Origin of the sequence: Methylobacter sp. Wu8 (assembly GCF_036440755.1) — a bacterium.
In the GTDB taxonomy this organism is placed as follows: domain Bacteria; phylum Pseudomonadota; class Gammaproteobacteria; order Methylococcales; family Methylomonadaceae; genus Methylobacter_A; species Methylobacter_A tundripaludum_A.
This window is the reverse complement of record NZ_JAZGVT010000076.1, coordinates 105,242-127,679: the sequence shown is the minus strand read 5'-3', so window position 1 is coordinate 127,679 and position 22,438 is coordinate 105,242. Positions and strand designations below refer to the sequence as shown.

17 protein-coding genes are annotated in these 22,438 nt (G+C 51.1%); 7 read left to right on the top strand and 10 right to left on the bottom strand.

Annotation, left to right across the window (positions count from 1 at the left end):
• Positions 1-46 precede the first annotated feature (46 nt).
• Positions 47-2,854, bottom strand: coding sequence for a class I adenylate cyclase (locus V3O24_RS18545; protein ID WP_331308323.1), 2,808 nt, complete (start codon positions 2,852-2,854; stop codon positions 47-49).
• 15 nt (positions 2,855-2,869) lie between these two features.
• Positions 2,870-4,264 carry an argininosuccinate lyase gene (argH, locus tag V3O24_RS18540; RefSeq protein ID WP_331308322.1) on the bottom strand — a complete coding sequence of 465 codons (1,395 nt, stop codon included), beginning with the start codon at positions 4,262-4,264 and terminating at the stop codon, positions 2,870-2,872.
• Positions 4,265-4,468: 204 nt separating this feature from the next.
• Here argH and hemC point away from each other — a divergent pair, with 204 nt between their 5' ends.
• From hemC to V3O24_RS18520, 4 genes are read left to right on the top strand one after another with little or no spacing between them, the layout of a single operon-like run.
• Complete coding sequence (hemC, locus tag V3O24_RS18535; protein ID WP_348529997.1) at positions 4,469-5,479, top strand: hydroxymethylbilane synthase; 1,011 nt, start codon at positions 4,469-4,471, stop codon at positions 5,477-5,479.
• 2 nt (positions 5,480-5,481) lie between these two features.
• The gene (locus tag V3O24_RS18530; protein WP_331308320.1) at positions 5,482-6,258 is read left to right on the top strand and encodes a uroporphyrinogen-III synthase; all 777 of its coding nucleotides are present in this window, start codon (positions 5,482-5,484) and stop codon (positions 6,256-6,258) included.
• A complete protein-coding gene (locus V3O24_RS18525; RefSeq protein ID WP_104422050.1) occupies positions 6,246-7,604 on the top strand; it encodes a uroporphyrinogen-III C-methyltransferase in 1,359 nt (452 codons plus the stop codon). Before V3O24_RS18530 ends, V3O24_RS18525 begins: the two co-directional genes overlap by 13 nt.
• A gap of 15 nt (positions 7,605-7,619) precedes the next feature.
• A complete protein-coding gene (locus V3O24_RS18520; protein WP_181049801.1) occupies positions 7,620-8,849 on the top strand; it encodes a heme biosynthesis HemY N-terminal domain-containing protein in 1,230 nt (409 codons plus the stop codon).
• A gap of 277 nt (positions 8,850-9,126) precedes the next feature.
• Here the strand turns inward: V3O24_RS18520 and V3O24_RS18515 are convergent, their stop codons facing one another.
• Entirely contained in the window at positions 9,127-10,350 is a 1,224-nt protein-coding gene (locus V3O24_RS18515; protein ID WP_331308319.1) for a multifunctional CCA addition/repair protein, read from the bottom strand.
• 214 nt (positions 10,351-10,564) lie between these two features.
• On the opposite strand from V3O24_RS18515, the gene V3O24_RS18510 reads away from it, so the two are divergent.
• Positions 10,565-11,458, top strand: coding sequence for a phosphoribosylaminoimidazolesuccinocarboxamide synthase (locus tag V3O24_RS18510; protein ID WP_104422053.1), 894 nt, complete (start codon positions 10,565-10,567; stop codon positions 11,456-11,458).
• 138 nt (positions 11,459-11,596) lie between these two features.
• Here the strand turns inward: V3O24_RS18510 and V3O24_RS18505 are convergent, their stop codons facing one another.
• Together V3O24_RS18505 and murJ are read right to left on the bottom strand one after the other, a co-directional pair.
• Entirely contained in the window at positions 11,597-15,505 is a 3,909-nt protein-coding gene (locus V3O24_RS18505; protein WP_331308318.1) for an EAL domain-containing protein, read from the bottom strand.
• A gap of 246 nt (positions 15,506-15,751) precedes the next feature.
• Positions 15,752-17,293, bottom strand: coding sequence for a murein biosynthesis integral membrane protein MurJ (murJ, locus tag V3O24_RS18500; RefSeq protein ID WP_331308317.1), 1,542 nt, complete (start codon positions 17,291-17,293; stop codon positions 15,752-15,754).
• 98 nt (positions 17,294-17,391) lie between these two features.
• Here murJ and rpsT point away from each other — a divergent pair, with 98 nt between their 5' ends.
• Positions 17,392-17,655: a 30S ribosomal protein S20 gene (gene rpsT / locus V3O24_RS18495; protein WP_331308316.1), complete on the top strand. Its 264-nt coding sequence runs from the start codon at positions 17,392-17,394 to the stop codon at positions 17,653-17,655.
• A 73-nt stretch (positions 17,656-17,728) separates the two neighbouring features.
• On the opposite strand, the gene proB is transcribed toward rpsT, so the two are convergent.
• From proB to rplU, 4 genes are all read right to left on the bottom strand, one after another.
• Positions 17,729-18,850, bottom strand: coding sequence for a glutamate 5-kinase (gene proB, locus V3O24_RS18490; RefSeq protein WP_331308315.1), 1,122 nt, complete (start codon positions 18,848-18,850; stop codon positions 17,729-17,731).
• The gene (cgtA, locus tag V3O24_RS18485) at positions 18,837-19,871 is read right to left on the bottom strand and encodes an Obg family GTPase CgtA (protein WP_104422057.1); all 1,035 of its coding nucleotides are present in this window, start codon (positions 19,869-19,871) and stop codon (positions 18,837-18,839) included. The genes proB and cgtA overlap by 14 nt, the downstream gene beginning before the upstream one ends.
• Positions 19,872-20,018: 147 nt before the next feature.
• Complete coding sequence (gene rpmA / locus V3O24_RS18480; RefSeq protein ID WP_104422058.1) at positions 20,019-20,276, bottom strand: 50S ribosomal protein L27; 258 nt, start codon at positions 20,274-20,276, stop codon at positions 20,019-20,021.
• A 17-nt stretch (positions 20,277-20,293) separates the two neighbouring features.
• On the bottom strand, positions 20,294-20,605 hold the full coding sequence (rplU, locus tag V3O24_RS18475; RefSeq protein ID WP_331308369.1) for a 50S ribosomal protein L21: 312 nt from the start codon (positions 20,603-20,605) through the stop codon (positions 20,294-20,296).
• Between the two features lie 256 nt (positions 20,606-20,861).
• Here rplU and ispB point away from each other — a divergent pair, with 256 nt between their 5' ends.
• Positions 20,862-21,872 (top strand): octaprenyl diphosphate synthase, encoded by a 1,011-nt coding sequence (ispB, locus tag V3O24_RS18470; protein ID WP_181049802.1) that lies wholly within the window; start codon positions 20,862-20,864, stop codon positions 21,870-21,872.
• A gap of 33 nt (positions 21,873-21,905) precedes the next feature.
• Here ispB and V3O24_RS18465 read toward each other — a convergent pair whose 3' ends face one another.
• Entirely contained in the window at positions 21,906-22,322 is a 417-nt protein-coding gene (locus tag V3O24_RS18465) for a hypothetical protein (protein WP_104422059.1), read from the bottom strand.
• Positions 22,323-22,438: the final 116 nt, after the last annotated feature.

The following is a 22,438-nucleotide window of genomic DNA, read 5'->3' as shown; positions in this document are numbered from 1 at the left end:
GTTATTAAACAAGCCGTCCGCTTTAATAATTCCCGGCCACGGAATTCTAAACATTAAATTTGTCTTCTATTTTTTGTTTGTAATTTAAATAATGGATGGTTTGCAACTGCTCAGGGTTATCGACGCGGAATGCAGAAAAAGGCAGATCTATATCGGTGATATAAATCGGATAACTAACCTTACCGTTCCTGAATTGAAGTATATGCTGATACGCGGCGTAAAAAACTTGATTGCCGTGATCCAGCGATGAAAACTCTTTTTCATTGCAGTAGATCGTATAGACGATGCCTTTATTGGTGGCTTCACCGGTGATACGCAGGTTTAATTCACTGTTTGGCGGCGTTGCTTTGAACTGCACCGGGTTACTGGAAAAGTCTCCGGCAACACTCTTCCTGATTTCACAATATTCAATGGTCAGTAGTGTTTCAAAAAGGTTGCGGTTAAGGATTGATTCTAAAAAAACAGCGTATTGTTTTAATAGGTAACCGGGGTTTGCTTTGTTATGCCGCTGGATATGTAAGGCCCCTCTTTCATCAACGATATATATGGTCGTATCCGTCTTGCTTTCATAGTAGAAAAGCTGGATTACTTGCGGCCTATTCAGCGAATAAATGAGCTGGATAGGCGTATTTTCCAGGACAGCCTGGTCAAAATAAATCGTGCTGAACTGCTCTTGGGGACGGGCTAATTCATTGAGCAGCTGTTTTTTTGTTGCCAGCTTTTTGTAACCTAGGGTTTGATTTACGGACTGAAAAACATAGAACGAAGTCCCGCCCGGCAAAATATAACGCGGCGCGCGATTATGATATTGCTTCGCGAAAAGTTTAACCAAAGTATTAAATACCGCCTCAACGCGAAAGATAATACCTTTGGCGCGAGCCGGGGTATGACAAACAAACTTCAGGCCACCCGGGGATAACGGCTTTTTATTGTTGTTAATGATGTCCGTTAAGCTGTCAAACAGCCCTTCTATGCCTTCGCCCTGGCTGGAGGTGATTTCACCCCAGCTGGACAGCGAAATCCTGTTTATAGTCTGAATAAAACACTCGCGGCTCATGCCGTAGCTTAGCGCATCGGAACGCTCGCTCATAACGCACAAGGCTTCATCATCCGAGATTCCCATATTGATAAGAATCAATGAACTCAGCTGCGCCTTCGGGGTTTGGTAGGTTTCCAAAGGCGGGTCGTCGTTAAAGTTCTGGGTTAAAAAGTGGTTGATTTGCGTCAGAGTTGAATGCATCTCGTCATTCGGCATTTTAAGCGACTGCGAACTGAATTGAAGCTGCAGTTGTTTGGAATAGAGCCCATTGATGACCAGCCAGCAAAGAATTTCAACTAGCGTCCTGCATTTTTGTATCGGCTCAAAATCTCCGGCAGTAGCCATCTGTACATTTTTCAAGTACAGAGCCCAACCATCGTCGCCGTCGGGCAGACGATTTTCTACGATAGATAATGCGCTTTCTTTTGAATAAACTTCCGAGCGCGTGGTAATGATTTCAATCTTGCCCGGCCTTTTTTCCAAAAAGGCATGGAGCTTCCTACCGATTAATTTCAGATCGTTACTGTTTTCCTGGTTTTGGGCCACGTAGTCCCTGGCGAAGCCCATGATCATACGGTAGCACTGAGTCAATTGCTGTACGATAACGGCATGTTCCGACGTTGCTTTTTTTATATTCCATAGCCGCTGATACTTAAGATTCTCAATAGTGGATACCGGCCAATTCCAGAGCTTGGCAATATGCTGCATATATTTTTCCCTGGCGGCCCTGGTCTGGGAGTCCATCGTATTGTCGGATGACCCCATCACTTTTAAATAAAAGCATTGCCGGGCCAAGGCCAGTCTTCCGTGACTATGCGCTTTTTGCAGGTATCTTTCGACTTTTTGGTAAATCAGCAAATACGGATCGAGATCGGCGGACATGAAATCGCCCTGATAAACGGCCTTTTTTATGTCCTGGCAAAGCCATCCTGTTTGGGGATATTCGCTGGCATAGCACTCCATGAGTAACAGTTTCAATAATGACTTGTGCGGTGAATGCAGCGCTTTATAAAGATGCCAAAGGGTTGCGCTGGTAAACTCTTCCGCCGGGACGGCGTCGAAGCCGCCGAAGTCGATCAACTCATGCTCGGGAATGAACAGATTATCAATTAAATGCTTGATATAGCGCGTGTAATTGCTTTCTTCATGGGGAGGGACCAGCCACCATGCAGGACTTTTTCCCGCAATGTAAATCGCTGTCCGGTAAAACTCTTCAAGCAACAGGTAATGCTGGGTTTGACCGCTGCTTTCGGTGGAAATGGGGGTATTTTCACCGAGCCGAAACTGCTTGCTGTCCATCAGGAAGAAATGCACTTCCAGTCCTAACGATGCAGCCCAGACCTCTATTGCGGTAGCTTTTTTTTGCAGCTCATCAATCGCGCCCGGTAATAAGTCGGATTGGTGGCATAACCAAATGTCCATGTCGCTGGTTTTGGAAAATGCGATACTGCCGACACTGCCCATTAAGAACAGCCCTTCAATAGGATAAACGAGTGATACCGGGCGGGTGTAGTTGAAATTTTTTGCCAGTTGTTTGGCCGCGTTGATAGTCCTGATGCCGGGGTTATACTCTGGTATTCCGGCCGGTGTCGTCGAGGAAATAAATCCCGGCAGCATCGGAAAGTTGCAGTGAAAAAGCAGAGCCAATACGTCTAAAAACGCTTGTTGCCGGGGCAGCAGGAAGTCCTGAACACGCTGCTCGCGAAGCTGGTTCAAGCGTTTGAATCGGTGTTTGATCGTTTGCAGGTCTTGTATGCTGATTTCTTCGCCGGGCGAACCTAAATGAATGGGGCGCTCTTGGTGTGGCCTGATCATGACTCAAACGTTATTCTATATTGAAGCCAGGTCTTGTCGCGCTGTCCGTATGGCGAGCCTGACCGTATCGGGAGCTGTACCGCCAATGTGTTTGCGCGCAGCAACCGAACCTTCCAAGGTTAAATAATCGAACACATCATCCGTGATCAAACTTGAAAAATGCTGCAACTCCGGCAGCGACAGCTCCGATAAATCGCGCTGACTGTCCAGCCCTAAACGCACCGCCAGCCCCACGACTTCATGCGCATCGCGAAACGCCATGCCTTTACGCACCAGGTAATCGGCAAGGTCGGTAGCCGTGGCAAAGCCGCGTCTGGCAGAGTTGTACATATTGGCTTTTTTGGCTTCGATATAAGGGACCATGTCGGCATAAGCCCGCAAGCAATTAATCAATGTGTCGGCGGTATCGAATAGCGGTTCCTTGTCTTCCTGGTTGTCTTTGTTGTAAGCCAAGGGCTGGCTTTTCATCAGCATCAGCAGAGAAACCAAGTGCCCGGTTACCCGGCCTGATTTGCCGCGCACCAGTTCGGGTACGTCGGGGTTTTTCTTTTGCGGCATAATCGAGGAACCGGTGCAAAAGGCGTCTGGCATCTCGATAAAGTCAAACTGGGCGCTGGACCACAAGATTAGTTCTTCGGAAAAGCGCGATAAATGCATCATGATCAAGCTGGCGGCCGCCGTAAACTCAATCGCAAAATCGCGGTCGCTGACCGAATCCAGCGAATTCGCTGAAGGACGGCTGAAGCCAAGCAAGTCGGAAGTCATCTGGCGGTCTATCGGGTAACTGGTTCCGGCCAATGCCGCAGCGCCCAGCGGCATGATGTTGACGCGTTTGCTGCAATCCTGGAGTCTTTCGCGATCACGGCTGAGCATTTCAAACCAGGCCATCAGATGATGGCCGAAAGTGATCGGCTGGGCGACCTGCAAATGGGTGAAGCCGGGCATGATGGTGTCGGCATGAAGCTCGGCCAAATCGAGAACGGCTGTTTGCAGGCGAGTGAGCTGGCTTAAAATCTGGTTGATCTCACTGCGCAGGTAAAGACGGATATCGGTCGCGACCTGATCGTTGCGGGAACGCCCGGTATGCAGTTTTTTGCCGGCAATACCGATTAAATCGGTCAGCCGCGCTTCGATGTTCATATGAACATCTTCCTGCTTGATCGACCAGACAAATTCACCACTGACTATTTCCTGACCGATTTGGTTAAGGCCGCCAATAATCGCGTCGCGTTCCTGATCGGTCAGAATGCCGCACGCGCAAAGCATTTTGGCGTGGGCGATAGATCCTTCAATATCCTGCTGCGCCATGCGTTGGTCAAAATCGACAGACGCGGTGAATACCTCGACAAAGGCATCGGTTGCTTGGGCAAAACGGGCGCTGGAAAGTTTGTCGGAATTAACGTTGGTCATGATGTGTTTGTGGTGAGTTGCAATTGAATATAAATTATACAACTAAAGCCATTGTCCCTGCTAACGCTCCTTACCATATCCCTGCGGACAAAGCTCCCGTCCCAAACTCACGCCTCTTATCGACATTCTCGCAGACAAGAAATTCAAGTTCGATTAGCCGTCATTAACCGACAAGGGGTACAATGAAACGATTTATTGTTAGAAATGAATGGTGTTCTTTTGACTGAAAAAATTATTCGTATCGCAACGCGCAGGAGCCCATTGGCGTTATGGCAGGCGGAGCACGTCGCTGAACGTTTGCAGCAAACATTTCCGGGGTGCAGGACTGAACTGGTCACAATGACCACACAGGGCGATAAAATTCTCGATGCCCCTTTAGCCAAGATCGGCGGCAAAGGCCTGTTTGTCAAAGAATTGGAGCAGGGCATGCTGGACGGTTTTGCCGATATTGCCGTGCATTCGATGAAAGATGTGCCGGTAGAGTTTCCTGGCGGCTTGCACCTGGCGGCTATTTTGACCCGTGAAGATCCTACCGACGCTTTTGTCTCCAACCGTTATTCGGCCTTACATGATTTGCCTGCAAATGCCAGAATCGGCACATCCAGCTTGCGCAGGCAATGCCAGATTAAAGAACTTTACCCCGATGCTGAAATATTATCGTTAAGGGGTAATGTCAATACCCGTTTGTCCAAATTGGATAGCGGAGAATACGACGCCATTATCCTGGCTTCAGCCGGTTTAAAGAGATTGGGCATGGCCGATCGTATTAGCCAATGCCTGGATGCAGGCGTCAGTTTGCCTGCGATCGGCCAGGGCGCTATCGGCATAGAATGCCGGAGCGATGATCTGGAAATCAATCAGATGTTGACTGCATTGCATGATAGCGAAACCGGGCTGTGCGTGATGGCCGAACGCGCCATGAACGCGCGTTTGAATGGCGGCTGCCAGGTCCCGATCGCCGGTTTTGCCCAAATGCAGGGCGATCAGCTGTTCATGCGCGGATTGGTCGGCAATCCTGACGGCAGCGTGATCTACCGCGCTGAGCGGACAGGTAGCGTGGACAGCCCCTTCGACTCCGCTCAGGACAGGGCTGAAGCTATCGGCAAAATGATTGCCGAGGATTTATTGGCTCAAGGCGCGGATAAAATTCTGCAAGCGCTGTTTGATTGCCTACAGGATGTAGGTAAGGGGCGTGAGCAGGAGCGGAAGCTTTAACGATGGTTTTGAACGGCGCGCATGTTTTAGTGACGCGGCCTGAGCATCAGGCGGAAAACCTGAGCCGTCTAATTGAGCAGCAGGCCGGAACAGCCGTGCGGTTTCCCACCCTGGAAATCGTTGCACGGAATGACGACCGGATAAAATCCACGCTGGCGAATCTGGACAGGTTCCACTGGGTTATTTTTATCAGCGCCAATGCAGTAAATTTTGCTCTAAAGGCGAATGGTGGCAAAATACCCCGCACAAAATCCGTGCGTTTTGCCGCAGTGGGTCAGGCTACGGCGCAAGCCATTAAAATGGCCGGTTTGCCCGTCGATCTGCTGCCTGAAAATGGACATAACAGTGAAGCCTTGCTGGCGACGCCGGAGTTGCAGCGGGTCGACGGGCAACATTGCCTAATCGTTCGCGGCGAAGGCGGACGCGAACAGTTGGCAACCGCGTTGCGCAGTAGAGGCGCAGAAGTTGACTATCTGGAAGTCTATAAAAGAATAACTCCCTGTATTGATAGCTCTCCGGTTGTCGAGTTGCTGGTTCAACGCCGCCTGGACGTCATTACCGTGACCAGTGCCGAAGCGTTGCAAAACTTGAGCTTAATGCTGGGTGAAAATAATAAGCTATTGTTATCAATACCCCTGGTGGTGGTTAGCGATAGAATCAGGCAACAAGCCTTCGATATGGGGTTTAATCGAATTACTGTGACGGATAGTCCTATCGACACGGCAATTCTTGAGACAGTAATAAACGTGTGTGACAGGGGAATAGAGTGGCCGAATTGAGCGAACAACAAGAACAGACTGTGAGCGAAAACAGCAAGGCTCGCAAGTCTCGTAGCGGACTCTGGCTTGGGATCATTGTGCTGTTCATCATCATAAGCATAGCCGGCGCCGGATTTTATCTTTTTCAGCAATTGCGTGCCGAACAGGACGATTTAGGCGGCGAAGTCAACAAAGGCGATATGCAGCTGATTGAGCTGTCAAAACAGATTAGCGGTTATCAGGCGCAACTGGCCGCCATTCAATCCCAACTCGCGACCGTAGAAGCCGATGCTGCCGGAAAAGACGCCCATTTCACCCAAACCCTGGCGGATTTCTCCCGCTTGCATACCGAAAAGCTGGACGGCGCCCGCAATGAATTAAACAGTGCAATTTCCCAGGTGCAGCGTCAATTAGGCAAGACACGCGGCGACTGGTTAATTGCCGATTCGGAATATTTGCTAAGCATAGCCAATCAGCGCCTGTATTTAATGGGCGATGTCAATACCACCCGTGAAGCGCTGGAAGCGGCGGATCAACGTCTCAGAGAAAGCGGGGATGCGGGAACATTTAAAATCCGCGAACAAATCGCCAAGGATATTAGCGCTATCCGTAATGTTGCCGTTGCCGATGTTGTCGGGATGTATGCCTCGATTCAAGCACTGCAAACTCAGGTCGATAAATTAACCTTATTTTTGCCTTATACCGGGAAAACATTGACCCCGTCTAAGCCGGCACAAGAGCCGGCCGATAAAGAAGGGCGGAACCTGATTGATTCTGCATTGGACCAATTGGAAGAGGTGGTGACTATCCGGCACATCGAACATCCAATCAAGGAAATATTAACGCCGGAACAAGCCCAGTTTATCCGCGAGCAGTTAAGGGTAAAACTGGAAATGGTCAAAATCGCTCTGGTTCAGCAAAACGAGCAACTTTATCAATCCAGCCTAGCCGATGCAAAAAAGTGGACCGAACAAAATTTTGCCAAAAACACAGAAACCGGCAATTTCATTGCCGAACTGGACAAATTTAGCGCCATTAAAATCCGCAGCCACTTTCCCGACATCAGTCTGTCGTTGAAAATGCTCAGGGACATTACTAAACTGAGACTGGAAGCCGACAAGGCCATGCCGGCTGTTGAAAAAACCAAACCGGTTCAAGTCGAAAAACCTGTTGAAACAACAAAGTCAGGGGAAGCCGTGACTCCAGTTGAAGCCGAAAAGCCTACCGAGACACCGGCGACTACCAAGGATGCTGGAGGTGTGGAGGCCGGTACGACTGCACGGACGCAGGAGGTAGAGCAACGCAAGGAGCAGTTACCGAAGGACCCGGCTCGACAACCGATTGAAGCGGCGCCTGCCGCACATTAATCCAGAGAGTACATAATGAAAAATATAATGTATTTTCTGGGCTCCCTACTCATTGCCGTTGCCGCCGCTTTTGTTGCTTATAAATGGCTCGGCGGATTTGAAAATCCCGGCTATGTGCTGATCGGCATCGGCTATTGGTCCCTTGAAACATCGTTAATCGTTTTCTCGGTTAGCCTGATCATGGGATTTTTCGTGCTTTATATCTTCTTCAGGTTTCTAGGCTGGCTGCTCAGGCTGCCGGGGCAAATCAAAAACCGCGGCAAAAGCATCAAGTTCAACCGCTCCCAAGAAGCCCTGATTGCAGGCTTGGTCGATTCCGCCGAAGGCAACTGGGAAAAAGCTGAAAAGGTATTGATCAAGCATGCCTCGCACAGCGGCGCGCCGTTGATCCATTATCTGACCGCGGCAAGAGCTGCACAGTCTCGCGGCGCCTACGACAAAAGAGATGAATACCTGAAAAAGGCGGCCGACCAGGCGCCGGGCTCGGACGTAGCGATAGGCCTGACCCAGGCCGAGTTGCATTTGTCGGACAAACAATTCGAGCAAGCCCTGGAAACACTGACGCGGCTGCATTCCATCGACCCGACTCACGCCAGCGTTTTGAAACTCTTACACCAAGCCTATCAACAAGCCGGCGATTGGGAAGGCGTCCGCAGGCTGATTCCATCGCTGAACACTAATAAGGTGCTGATGGAAGCAGAGATAAAACTGCTGGAAACCGAAGCATTCAGCAAACTGTTAAAGCAGGCGGCCGAGACCGGCAATGTTGATCAAATTGAATCGCTGTGGTCGGAAATTCCCGATTACATCAGAAACATGAAAGGCGTTTCGGCCATTTACTTTGCCGCGATGATTGACGCAGGGGCGGGCGCAAAAGTCGAAGGCGGCTTGTCCAGAGCCTTGTCGACAACCTGGGATCAAACGCTGGTCGTACTGTATGGCAATGTTCAGTCGATTGACGTCGCAAGACAGCTCGAAACAGCCGAGCAGTGGCTGCCTATGCACCCACGGGACGCCGTGTTCCTGACCGTACTCGGCAAGTTGAGCATGAAATGCGGCGACAACCAAAAAGCGACAACCTACCTGACCAAGAGTCTTTCAATAGAGCCTACCGTTCCGGCTTATCAACTATTCGGCGACTTGATGTTTGCCCAAGGCGACAAGGACAGGGCCAGCGAATGTTACAAGCAGGGCTTGGAGTTGGCGTCCAGCGAGATTGTCAGCCGGATTGATTCAATCTCCTGAAGACAGCCGGGCAACCGCGAAACCATTCCCTTAGCCGATGGATCTTGACTAAAACAATGGTTTCTGTGGACTCTGAATCATCAATGCTCTGCGGATATGGCGAAAGCCCAAGCATCAGCCTCAAAACGCTTTCCCATCCGAAGCCCGCTGTCCGCTTGTTTCACCTGTTAATCAGCAACTTTACTGCCGCCCGGATTCCATAAATATTTCTTTTCTCATTTAAACCGGCTTCAAAACATCCGCCCTCCTACAGGGATACAGGCGGAAATGAAGACTTTTATTCCGATTTAATAAACTCCGCAACAGCCTTAATTCGGAGGCGGCGTATCGCCTCGCCAATATCCGCGCCTTTAAATTCACTGTTCAGAATAGCCGACGTATCGACCGATGCCGCCTCCTTGGCGGCGGCGCTCAGCAGTCCGGCCTGAGGATAGGGTGAATGTTCAAATCCGGTTCTGCCTTTGGCGTCCGCCTCGCAAGCCAGCAAAAATTCAGGCAACTTATTGTTTGGCTTGTATGCGCCCAGAGCGGCCAGCATATCGGTTATTGTTGAAGCGCGTAACTCAAAAGCCCGATGACAGTGGGTATGGTATTGCATGACCTGCATAGCCAGCGATTTAAACGAGTTCGGTACGCGCAGGCGGGCGCACATCCGCTCCAATACCGGCAAACCTTGGGTTTCATGTGCGTAATGATGCGGCCAGTTTGCTTCCGGCGACAGGCCTTTGCCCAAGTCGTGAACCAACGCCGCAAACCTGACTTCGGGACTCGGCGACAAAAGCGCCGCCTGCTCCAAGCAGAGCATGGCATGAATGCCGGTATCAATTTCCGGGTGGTGTTTTTCCGGCTGCGGTACGCCAAATAAACAACTTATTTCCGGGAAGATTTTATCCAGCGCCGCGCAGTCTTTTAAAGTATAGAAAAAAGCGCTGGGCGATTTCTCGTTCAGCGCCTTAAACAGTTCGGCCCATACCCGTTCGGGAACCAAATGATCCACCTCCCCTGCCGTCACCATAGACTGCATCAAAACGCGGGTTTCCTCAGCCAGCGTGAAACCGAGATCAGCGTATCGGGCCGCAAAACGGGCGATACGCAATATCCGCACGGGGTCTTCGGCAAATGCCGGTGAAATATGCCGGAAAATGCGTCGCTCAAGATCGCTCCGCCCGCCGTAAGGATCGACAAGCAGGCCTTCCGGCGTCATCGCCATCGCATTGATGGTCAGGTCGCGGCGTATCAAATCCTGTTCCAGGCTGACATCGGGAGATGCATGCACGGTAAAACCTTTGTAACCGGGCGCGGTCTTTCTTTCAGTTCTGGCCAGCGCATATTCTTCACGGCTTTGCGGATGCAAGAATACCGGAAAATCCTTGCCCACCGGCCTGAACCCTTGTTTCACCATGGATTCCGGGGTCTCGCCGATCACCACCCAGTCCCGCTCCTTGACCGGAAGCCCAAGTAATTGATCGCGCACCGCACCGCCAACAAGATATATTTCCACTATGCAACTCTAACCGTTTAATAAGATGCCTAGAATAGCACAGCCGTATTTGAGGCCGCACAACCCTAGGCCGCAATCAGCTAAAATATCACCGTCAGTTTGATGTCGAAAAGAACCGATGCATTCGCCCATCAGTCCCGACATTTTGCGAGATTATTTTTGGGTTGCGCCAACAACTGATAAAATCACCCTATTTGACACTCGGCGAGAAATTATGACCGCTCCAGAAGCTTTATACCAATCAACACTGTCGTCCTTAAAGCTCCGCGCCCGCGGCAAAGTGCGCGATATTTACGACATTGACGACCAGCACATGCTGATTGTGACCACCGACCGGCTGTCTGCATTTGACGTCATTTTGCCTGACCCGATTCCCGGCAAGGGCCGTGTTTTGACCAACGTATCCAATTTCTGGTTTGAAAAAATGAAGCAGGTGATTCCCAATCATTTGTCAGATATTCCGCTGGAACAGGTCGTTCCCGATGCCGCCGAGCGCGCGCAAATTGAAGGCCGCGCTATCGTCGTCAAGTTATTGAAGCCGCTGCCGGTCGAAGCCATCGTGCGCGGCTACCTGATCGGCTCCGGCTGGAAAGATTACCAAAAATCCGGTGCCGTCTGCGGCATTAAACTGCCCGAAGGTTTGCAGCAAGCGCAGCAACTGCCGGAACCTATCTATACGCCGTCCACCAAAGCCGAAGTCGGCGACCATGATGAGAACGTCTCTTTTGAAAGGACCGTTGAATTGATGGGCCGGGATTTGGCGGAAAAAGTGCGCGACGCCAGCTTGAAACTGTACAAGGAAGCCGCCGCCTACGCCAAGGAGCGGGGCATTATTATTGCCGATACCAAATTCGAATTCGGCGTCGACGATAACGGCGTTTTATACCTGATTGATGAGGCGTTAACGCCCGATTCATCGCGCTTCTGGCCCGTCGATCAATATCAGGTCGGCATCAGCCCGCCCAGTTTCGACAAACAATATGTCCGAGATTACCTGGAAACGCTGGATTGGGATAAAACTGCGCCAGGGCCGCATTTACCGGCAGAAGTGGCCGGGTACTGCGCGGCGAAATACCGCGAAGCGGAAGTTAGGCTAACGCAGGATTGATGCTTAAATCAATAACCGAACGCCCCATCGTTGCGGGGCGTTTATCAGCAGAATGTAATCCGGCTGCTTCAAAAGATCATTCCAACTGGATCTGCCATCCTATTTCGTCCACAAACAACATCCCCTCGGATTGGTCGTCTAGCCGTTGCGCCAGAGTGCGTATAAACATTTAAGCAAGGCGTCTTTCAGCCGGTGAAACTCACCCAGTCCCATCTTTGCTTCGTGGCCTTGACCTTGGGTCTTGAGATTGCCAAGCTCTGCCGCCAATTCATGCACCTGCCGGTGCAATGACTCGATTGTCTGCCGGGCTGACGGCGAACCTCGGCCAGCCAAGTCACCGGAATCCAGCCATTTGCCAAAGCGGCATTGGTGATGGTCCAACGTCGGCGGCGCGTTCCGCTCTCCGGCAAGAGAAACCTCAAAAGCATCCGCCCAAGCACGAAGCTCGGCCCCCGCATAAAGCAGCGGTAAATCGGCACGGTTTATAGCCTTCAAACCAAACCAGCAAGGATCAGGTTTCCAGACGGCCGTCCACTCCGGCAATTCATCGGCCGGCATCGGACGGGCGATACCGTAGCCTTGTGCAAGTTCACAACCGAGTTGCAACAGCATTTCTCCATGCTCCACAGTTTCCACGCCCTCGGCTATTGCCTGCCGGCGGAAGGCGGCCGCCAGTCCCAGCACACCTTCCAAAATAGCCAAATCTTCAGGATCTTCCAGCATGTCGCGCACGAAACTCTGATCTATCTTCAGCATGTCGGCTGACAGGCGTTTCAGGTAAGTTAGCGAAGAATAACCGGTACCGAAATCATCCAACGCAAAACTGACGCCGATGTCGCGACAGTCTTCCATCAGCTGGGAAATCTGGACCAAATCGGCAAGTGCGCTGGTTTCCAGCACCTCCAGCTCCAGCGAGAACGGTTTGATACCGGGATACCGCGCCAGCAGAGTGCGCAGCCGTTCGACAAAGTCACCTTGCTGTAACTGCCGAGCACCGACATTGACGCTGACCGGAATATTCAGTCCGCCCTCTCGCCAACACTCCAGTTGAGTCAGCGCGGTGTCGATGACCCACTCGCCCAACTCGACAGCCAGCGGATGATCCTCGATCACAGGCAAAAATACCGCCGGCGGCAACAGCCCTCTGTCCGGATGTTGCCAGCGAATCAGCGCCTCAACGCCGATGACCGTACCTTCGCGCATATTCACCTTAGGTTGGTAATACAGCACGAACTCCCGTTCCGCCAAGGCATGCCGGATGCGTTCCAAACTTTCATGATGCCCACGGGTAAGCCGGTCTTGCTCGGTGTCGAAAATGTGGTAGCTATTTTTACCGGCCAGCTTGGCCTGATACATTGCCTGATCCGCTTGGCGCAGTAATTGATCGGCGTCCACATCATCCTGCTGCTGGGGATAGAAAGTGACGCCGACGCTGGCCGACACCTGGAGGAGCAACGCACCAAAATGCACGGGCTCGGCCGCCGCAGTGAGCAGGCGGGTGAGCATCGTTATGCTGTGTTCGCTGTCGGCCAAGTCGAGCAGAACGGCGACGAATTCGTCACCGCCCAAACGGGCAAGGGTGTCGCCTTCACGCAACGCCTGCTTCATGTTTGTGGCTACGGACATCAGCAACTGATCGCCGGCATCGTGTCCATGGCTGTCGTTGATAGCCTTGAAACCATCCAGGTCGATATAAGCCACCGCCAGTTGCCGTCCGCGTCGCTGAGCCTGGGTCATGGCCTGATGAAGACGATCAGCCAGCAGCACACGATTAGGCAAGCCGGTCAAAGCGTCGTAATGGGCGACATGCTCAAGATACTGCTCATTCTCCTTGAGCGCGGTAATATCGGTGGAAATCCCCATTAATCCCCAAATCGCCTTGCTCTCGCCGTCTTCGTAAATCGGCGTTTTGACTTCCAAATAGACGCGTCGCCCTCCCTCGGCATAGATAACCTCAACTTCCTCCGTCGTTTGCTCGCCTTTGAACACACGAGAGTCAATCTCTCGCAGCTGCTTGATTGTATCCGGCGGGAAAAAGCGGCTATCGTCGCATCCCACCAGTTCATCGGCTGAACAACCAAACAACTCCAACGTTGGGCGATTGGCATAAACGTAACGGAATCGGGTGTCTTTCATGTAAATATATGAGGAAACATGATCCAGCGCATCGCGAAATCGCTGATTTTCGGTGTTCGCGGTTTTCAACATCAATTCCGCCTGTTTGCGTTCGGTAATATCCGCCGCCACGCCATGGAGTCCGACAATAGCGCCACTCTCATCTCTGACAGCCTCCCCACGCGCCCATAGCCAGCCATGCGCCCCATCGGCCCTGATAGTCTCCAGCTCAAGTTCGTAAGGTATTCCCAAGCTTTTTGCCTTGGCTATTGCGTTATTCACTTTATTCCAGCTCGAAGGGGTAAACAACCGAAACTGCTCGGTGTAATCCGGCGGCGGCGACTTTGAGTTGAGACCGTATATCCGGTAAAGCTCCTCCGTCCAATGAACCTGATTGGTAACCAGATCCAGCTGCCAGCTGCCAACCTGGGCGATACGCTGAGCTTCTTGCAGCTCTGTTTGACTTTGCCGGAGTTCATCCTCCAGTAACTTGCGCTCGGTAATATCCGTATGCGTACCAATCATGCGCAAGGGTTTGCCGTCATCACTGCGGCTGACCACCACGCCTCGATCGAGCATCCATTTGTAACTGCCATCCTTGCAAATGACACGGTGTTCGGTGGCGTAAAGTGGAATCCCGCCCTCAAAATACGCTTGCAGAGTGAGCAACGTTTCGGCTATATCGCTGGGGTGGACACGTTTTTTCCATTCATCCAGGCTATTACCGATCTCGTCTTCGGAAAAACCGAGCATTTCCTTCCAGCGCTTGGAAAAAAACACCGTGTTATCCGCCAAGCTCCAGTCCCATACCCCGTCGCCGGCGCCTTCGAGCGCGAACCGCCAGCGATATTCGCTTTCGGCCAACAATTGCTCACGGCGTCTGATCTCTTGGGTCAGGTTATTGGCGATACCGGCAGCATTGACTTGGGTATTGATCACCGACAACATCAAGCCGAACAGCAGGATGCTGAACGCAACACCACCGAACAAGGCGGTCCAGGCCGGCGCATAGCCGATATCGAATGTTGCGCCCATGCGATCAAATGCCAACAGCCACTGTCGGCCGTTAAAATCAATGGTTCGCTGCTGCTGGAGCAGCACTTGCATGTCCGGCGTTGCGACGATCTTGCTGGTGAATAGCAACGATGCTGGGGTTGCTTGCGGCCCGTCGTAAATCTGCAGGTTGATAGCTTGGCCTTCACGATGCTGCCAATCGCCCAAGATCCCGGCCATCAGATCGTTCATCCGGTATGGCGCATAAACCCATCCATTCAGCGCTGCTCGTCTATGCTCGACGGTGTCGTGAACCATGCCCTTGCGATAAACGGGGACATACATCAAGGTTCCCGCCTGAACTTCGACGCTGGTTTCCTGCACCAATTCGACCTTACCGGACAACGCCGCTTCGCCGGTATCCCGCGCCTGCTCCATCGCGGTTCGCCTTACCGGCTCGGAGAACATGTCGTAACCGAACGCGCGCAAATTGCGGTCGCGGAAAGGTTCGATATAAACGACAGCGGTGTAAATGGCGCGGTCGCCCGATGGACTCAAACTGTAATCGGGGAATCCTTCACGGCGAATGCGGGCGATGTGGTCGCTCAGCTGATCGGGTGTAATGACTTGGGCAAAGCCGATACCCTGTACGCCGGGAATGCTGCCCTGCACGCTCAATATTTCCGTGTAGGCGCGCCAGTCTTGGCGAGTAACGGCGTCTGACGCATTAAGAAGGGCAGCGCCGCCGCGCAGCGTTAAGGCGTAAGCGCCAAGACGCTCCTTAATCTTCAGGGCGACTTGGTCGCAGGTAAAGGAGAATTGCCGTAGAGCATCCGCCTCCATACTCTGTTTAATTTGAAGGCTGGCGAAAACAGCGGCCAACACCCCAAAACCAAGCAGCGCGCAGGCGAGCCAAATTTGTTTGGTGGTTCTGTTCATACGCAACCCGCTGGTTTAAGGGCATCCCAAGCACTATAGCAAAATCAGGAACAATTGCCATCCAATAATACATAGCCTTCGACTTTAGCGCCCTCCCCAACTGAGCCCGGCACAAAACGAAGGATCAATACTGAGCGCTTTGGAAATCTCTATCGGTCTTGCCTACCTCTAGCGAGCTACTTTATCGTTGTCGGCATTGTTTAAATAGGAGTTTTACAATGTAAAGTTAAGTCCAAGTTATTAAATTTAACTATGTTTCTGTCCGACAAGATGCTTTACTCTTAAACCCGTTAACAGCAATGTCGCGGTATAAACGATCAATCCTATCCCTATCCATTTAACCAGATTGATTACTCGCGCTGTCGAATTCCAGCCATACCACCAACCGGCATCAACAAAATGATACAAGCCGGTGGACATTACCCCGGCAGCCAGCGATACCCTGGCTAAAAACAGCCACCAACCCTCAGCCGGATGATAAACCTTGTCCCTGTGCAATTTTCTCAACAACAAAGCGGCATTAAAAAAAGCGCCCAGCGAAGTCGCCAACGCCAGCCCCGCATGAGCCAGCGGAAAAACCAACGCCAGATTCAGGCCTAGACTGACCAGCATCGCATAAACGCCGTAGCGAACCGGCGTTTTCATGTCGCCGCGCGAGGTAAAGCCCGGCACCAGCACCTTGATCAGGATAAAACCCAACAAACCCAGCGAATAAGCCTTCAAGCTTAATCCTGTAAAATGCACGTCGCTGACGCCGAATTCATTATATTGAAACAGCGTCGACAGCATCGGCTCTGCCAGCATCACCAATCCAATGGTGGCGGGCAAGCCTACCAAAACGACCAGCCGCAATCCCCAATCCAGTGAATTTGAAAAAGCGGCGGTATCTTCCGCAGCATGGCTTTTGGCTAAATTCGGCAAAATGACCGTCCCCAGCGCAAGGCCCAAAATACCCAACGGAAACTCCACCAGGCGGTCGGAATAATACAGCCAGGACACGCTGCCGACGGTTAAGAACGACGCAATCAAGGTATCCAACAGCAAGTTAATCTGCGTCACTGAAACGCTAAAAATCGCCGGCAGCATCAGGCTTATAATCCGTTTAACACCCGAGTCGTTAAAGCCCAGCCTCGGTCTTGGCATCAGGCCCAAGCGCATCAACGCGGGAAGCTGAAACAACAGCTGCACGACGCCCGCCGCAAAAACGCCCCAGGCTAGGGCCGTAACCGGCTCGCCCATCAAAGGCGCCAGCCAGGTCGCGGCGGCTATCATGCAAATATTGAGGAAAACCGGCGTTAAGGCGGGAATCGCAAATTTCCCATGCGCATTTAATATGCCCCCGGCAAAAGCCACCAGCGCGATAAAAAACAAGTAGGGGAAGGTGATTTGCAGCAATTGCACGGACAATTCATACTGGGTTCCCTGCCACATAAAACCGGGAGCCAGCAGCATGATCAATGCAGGGGCCGCCACTACGCCGATCACCGTAATCAGCAGTAAAAGCACCGACAGGGTTCCGGCTGTTTTATCGATAAACTGTTTTAACGCGGCCTTGCTGCCCCGCTCTTTATAATCGGACAGCACCGGAACAAAGGCGTGTGCAAAAGCGCCCTCGGCGAATAAACGGCGCAAAAAATTGGGAATCTTGAATGCGACAAAAAATGCGTCTGTTGCCGAATCTACGCCGAAAATCTGTGCAATCAACATATCCCGGATAAAGCCGAGTATCCGTGAAATCAAGGTCATACTGCCGACCACCACCGTCGACTTAAAAAGCTGCCTGCTCAACGCCGCTCCCGTTATGATGCGTTAAAAAGTTTGACAATAATAGCATTTATAAAGATAATGTAAGGCTTAATTAACTTACCACCAAGAATCGAGAAACTATGGCTAATACAGCACAAGCTAAAAAGCGTGCGCGACAAGCGGAAAAAAGCCGTATTCGCAACGCAGGACAACGTAGCAACTTACGCACATTTATAAAAAAGATCATTGCCGCAGTTAAGCTGGGCGACAAAGAAAAAGCGCAAGCCGCATACAACACTGCTGTGCCGATTATCGATTCCGCAGTTACCAAAGGCATTATTCACAAGAATAAAGCCGCACGCGGTAAAAGCAGACTGAACGCAAAAGTAAAGGATATCGCTTAATCGCTTTAATCTTACTCAATAAAAAAGGCCGGACTCATTGAGTTACGGCCTTTTTTATTGCTTATCGAATCGCCTAAATTATCACCAAGTTGTCCCGATGTATCAACTCAGAATCGTCGAAATAGCCCAGAATACCCTCAAATTCCGAACTGCTCTTGCCTGCTATTAATTGGGCGTCGACATTGCCGTAATTAATCAGCCCACGCGCAATCTCCAAGCCGCTTTCATCCATACAAGAAACCAACTCGCCGCGCTCAAACCGGCCCGATACCGCTTTAACGCCGACAGCCAGAAGGCTTTTGCCTTCATTTTTCAACATCCTGACCGCGCCCGCATCCAGGACTAACTGCCCCTTAACCTGCAACTGTCCGGCAAGCCAGCGCTTCCTGGCTACCAACGGCTCTATGTCCGGCAATAGATGGGTACCCAAATCGGCTCCAGCAATGACGGCGGTAATAACATTATCGACAGCGCCCGCAGCAATCACCGTGGCCGCCCCGGATCTGGACGCCAGCCGCGCCGCCCGCACTTTGGTGCACATGCCGCCCCGACCCAAGCCGCTACGGCTGTCACCGGCCATCACATCCAACCGATCATCATTAGCACTGACCTCGGAAATCAATTTCGCCTCGGGATTTAAACCGGGATCGGCCGTAAACAAACCCTTTTGATCGGTCAAAATAATCAGCAGATCGGCCTCGACCAGATTAGCAACCAGCGCCGCCAGCGTATCATTATCGCCAAAGCGGATTTCTTCGGTCGCCACCGCATCATTTTCATTAATAACCGGCACCACGCCAAGCTTAAGCAAAGTCAGCAACGTGCTTCTGGCGTTTAAATAGCGCTGTCTGTCCGACAGATCATCATGCGTTAACAGCACCTGCGCCGCATGCAGCCGATGCTGCTGGAAATTATCGTCAAAAACGCGCACCAGGCCCATTTGGCCGACAGACGCCGCCGCCTGCAATTCATGCAAGGTCTTGGGTCGCGCCTTCATGCCTAGACGGCACATGCCTTCCGCGACGGAGCCTGAAGAAACCAGGATCACGTCGATAGATTGCCGCCTTAAACCAGCCATCTGCTCAACCCAGGCAGCAATGGAGACCTTATCAAGCCCCTGCCCACCCTTGGTCAACAAAGAGCTGCCTATTTTGACGACAACCCGCTTAACGTTGGCAAAATCAGTCCTGCTCACTTTTTTCCCGCCGTTGCAGTTCCAAAAAATTCATGATGGCGAACATCAGCTCTCTCGTACCATCCCCATTAATCGCCGCAATCTTAAAGACCGGCCCTGTCCACCCCAGCTCATCGACAATCGTCTGGCACCGTTGATCGACTTCTTCCTCAGGCAGACGATCGATCTTGTTCAGCACCAGCCAGCGCGGTTTGGCGGCCAGCTCATCACTCCATTTCTCGACTTCATGAATGATTTTCTTAGCAGCCTGCACCGGCGACTCCGCACTTTCGTATGGCTCGACATCAATCACATGCAACAGCAAGCCGGTGCGCAGCAAATGCTTGAGAAAATGCAAGCCGAGACCCGCACCTTCAGCAGCCCCTTCGATAACACCGGGAATATCGGCAATAACAAAACTGCGCAAATCATCAACGCTAACCACACCCAGATTGGGATGCAAGGTTGTAAACGGATAGTCGGCAACCTTGGGCGTTGCCGCCGATACCGAGCGAATCAAACTGGATTTTCCCGCATTGGGCATGCCCAGCAAGCCGACATCGGCAATCAGCGTCAATTCCAGATTAAGCCTGCGATGCTCGCCCTCTGTGCCTTTGCTTGCCTTTTGCGGCGCCCTGTTAATGCTGCTTTTAAAGCGCGTATTACCCAAACCATGAAAACCGCCTTGGGCAACCAGCAAGGTCTGACCGATTTTGGTTAAATCGCCGATGACCTCCCCCGTTTCCGCATCGGAAACCAGCGTCCCGAGCGGCACCGGCACATAGCAATCATCGCCTTTCCGGCCGGTGCAATTACGGCCCATGCCGTTCTGCCCGCGTTGCGCCCTATGCACGGCATGATAGCGAAAGTCCACCAGCGTATTTACATTCTCTGCCGCAATCAGATAAACGCTGCCGCCGTCACCACCGTCACCGCCGTCCGGGCCACCCATCGGAATGTATTTTTCGCGCCGAAAACCGATAGCGCCATTGCCGCCATCACCCGCCTCAACACGAACTTCCGCCTCGTCAACAAATCTCATAAATCACACGCCGCCAAACTTCAAATCCAACCGATAAAAACAAAAAAAGCCCCGCCATAACAACGGCGGAGCTTTTTTAAAGTTGCCGGGCTACACTACCCGGCTCAACTGTCCCGCCATAATTATAGCGCGATACAGTCGTATGTCTTATGCAGCAACAATACTGATAAATTTGCGGTTATTAGGCCCTTTAACCTGAAAAACCACTTTGCCGTCAGTCGTTGCAAACAAGGTATGATCTTTTCCGCAGCCTACATTGTCACCCGCATGAAACTGGGTTCCACGTTGACGAACAATAATATTACCCGCTGTTACACTCTCACCGCCGTAACGCTTAACACCTAATCTTTTCGCATTAGAGTCGCGTCCGTTACGGGTACTACCACCAGCTTTCTTATGAGCCATCTGTAACTCCTAATATCTTAAGCGGAAATGCCAGTAATCTGGACTTCCGTATAGTACTGACGATGCCCCATTTGTTTCATGTGGTGCTTACGTCTTCTGAATTTAATAATTTTGACTTTTTTGTGCCTGCCTTGAGACAGGACAGTCGCTGTAACTTTGCCGCCTTCAATAAAAGGCATGCCAACTTTAACAGCATCGTCAGACTGAATCATCAGCACTTTATCGAACTCAACGCTGTCGCCTGTGCCTAGCTCCAGTTTTTCTATTTTTAAGAAAGTACCTTCTTCTACGCGGTACTGTTTACCACCTGTTTGAATTACCGCATACATCGGCGCAAGCTCCATCAAGCATTAATCTGTTTAAAGTGAACAAAAAATTATATTTTTAAATCCAAGGCAAGTCAATCTAAATTAAATTAACGCCCTAAATATTTAATAAAATAGCATAAAAAAGCCATTATCATCAACCCGCTCAAACAATAGCATGGGCGGTTAACCCCTTATTAAGTTATAATAGTTTAGCAGACTTTGATTTTCATGGCTATTGCTATGAAAAATAACCCAAACTTACACGCAACACGACATAATGGCATCGCATTCACAATCCCCCGCTAACGCTCCTGCTCCCATTGATTTCGATTCAATTAAGCAATTAACTACGGTTGAGGCAAAAGCCGTCGATCAGCTCATTATTAACGAGTTAAGTTCCGACGTTATCCTTATTAACCAGGTAGGCCACTATATAGTCGGCAGCGGCGGCAAAAGATTACGCCCGATGCTATTGTTACTGGCAGCCAAGGCACTGGGGGGCACCAACGATAAGCACCTGCTTATGGCTGCTGTCATTGAGTTTATCCACACCGCCACACTGCTGCATGACGACGTTGTTGACGACTCCGACCTCAGGCGAGGTAAAGAATCCGCCAATGCCGTCTGGGGTAACGCCGCCAGCATATTGGTAGGCGACTACCTTTACTCCAGCGCGTTTGAAATGATGGTGCGTACCGGCAATATGCAGGTAATGGAAATCCTGTCAAAAACCACCACAGCCATCGCCGAAGGCGAGGTTCTGCAACTTTTAAACTGTAATAATCCCGAGACCACGGAAGAAAAATACCTCGAAGTTATTGCCCGGAAAACCGCCATTTTATTCAGCGCCGCAACCAGATTAGCCGCCGTTCTCTCCGGGGCATCAGCTGAAACAGAACAAGGTCTGGCTCAATACGGACAACATCTAGGCATTGCTTTTCAACTAATTGACGATGCACTCGATTACAAAGCCAGCAAAGATGAGCTGGGCAAAAATCTCGGCGACGACCTTGCCGAAGGTAAACCGACCTTACCACTGATTTACGCCATTCAAAACGGCGACGAAAACGAAGCCAAAATCATTATTGACGCAATCAAAAATGGCAACCGCGACGCGTTTAACGAGGTTTTCACCGTGGTGCAACGCACTAAAGCCATTGATTACACAGAACAGCGCGCGGACGAAGAAGCGCAAAAAGCGATAGCGGCATTAAGCGTCCTGCCTGACTCCGCTTACAAAGAAGCATTGACTTTATTGGCAAAATTTTCCGTCCAACGAAATTATTAAACCGGGCAAGCCCCAGCTGTCGGCGGAACAAAACTACGCAGACTTATCTTTTAAAAGCGCGTTGTAAGCATGCGCTTTTTCAAGCAGCAGGTTATATTTACGTTCAACCTTATCCATTATTTCGGTTAAAAACTGCATCACCTCGGGGTTTTCAACGCCTTCCGCCGCCGACAACACATAAGCCTCCAATTCGCTAACCGCATCGGCATCGACTATCTCATCAAGCAGCGCCGCAGCATCGGAAACATTCACCGCCTTAACCAATTTATTTGCAACCAAACCTTGCTGCAATAACTGTTGCAAGGCTTCAACCGCCTGAACCATCTCCTGCGCTTTCTCATTAACCCCCTGAAGCAGGGTTAAATGATCGGTGAACTCAAGAAATTCGTTGACCGCTTTTTTCAGCTCATACAAGCGAAGCTCATGTTTTGCCTTGATTGTTTGTCGCATAGCCCTATCCAATTCTCCAAAAAGTGATACTGAAACAGCAATAATTACCCTGATCAGTTCAAATAATACCTGATAGCTCTCGGAATATCCGCTTTTCAGAACACGAATGGGAATAA

Coding starts and splice junctions, on each gene's coding strand:
- rpmA (WP_104422058.1), bottom strand. CDS start 20,276: ATGGCTCATAAGAAAGCTGGTGGTAGTACCCGTAACGGACGCGACTCT.
- cgtA (WP_104422057.1), bottom strand. CDS start 19,871: ATGAGATTTGTTGACGAGGCGGAAGTTCGTGTTGAGGCGGGTGATGGC.
- ispB (WP_181049802.1), top strand. CDS start 20,862: ATGGCATCGCATTCACAATCCCCCGCTAACGCTCCTGCTCCCATTGAT.
- hemC (WP_348529997.1), top strand. CDS start 4,469: ATGAATGGTGTTCTTTTGACTGAAAAAATTATTCGTATCGCAACGCGC.
- argH (WP_331308322.1), bottom strand. CDS start 4,264: ATGACCAACGTTAATTCCGACAAACTTTCCAGCGCCCGTTTTGCCCAA.
- rplU (WP_331308369.1), bottom strand. CDS start 20,605: ATGTATGCGGTAATTCAAACAGGTGGTAAACAGTACCGCGTAGAAGAA.
- V3O24_RS18545 (WP_331308323.1), bottom strand. CDS start 2,854: ATGATCAGGCCACACCAAGAGCGCCCCATTCATTTAGGTTCGCCCGGC.
- V3O24_RS18510 (WP_104422053.1), top strand. CDS start 10,565: ATGACCGCTCCAGAAGCTTTATACCAATCAACACTGTCGTCCTTAAAG.
- rpsT (WP_331308316.1), top strand. CDS start 17,392: ATGGCTAATACAGCACAAGCTAAAAAGCGTGCGCGACAAGCGGAAAAA.
- V3O24_RS18505 (WP_331308318.1), bottom strand. CDS start 15,505: ATGAACAGAACCACCAAACAAATTTGGCTCGCCTGCGCGCTGCTTGGT.
- V3O24_RS18520 (WP_181049801.1), top strand. CDS start 7,620: ATGAAAAATATAATGTATTTTCTGGGCTCCCTACTCATTGCCGTTGCC.
- V3O24_RS18530 (WP_331308320.1), top strand. CDS start 5,482: ATGGTTTTGAACGGCGCGCATGTTTTAGTGACGCGGCCTGAGCATCAG.
- V3O24_RS18465 (WP_104422059.1), bottom strand. CDS start 22,322: ATGCGACAAACAATCAAGGCAAAACATGAGCTTCGCTTGTATGAGCTG.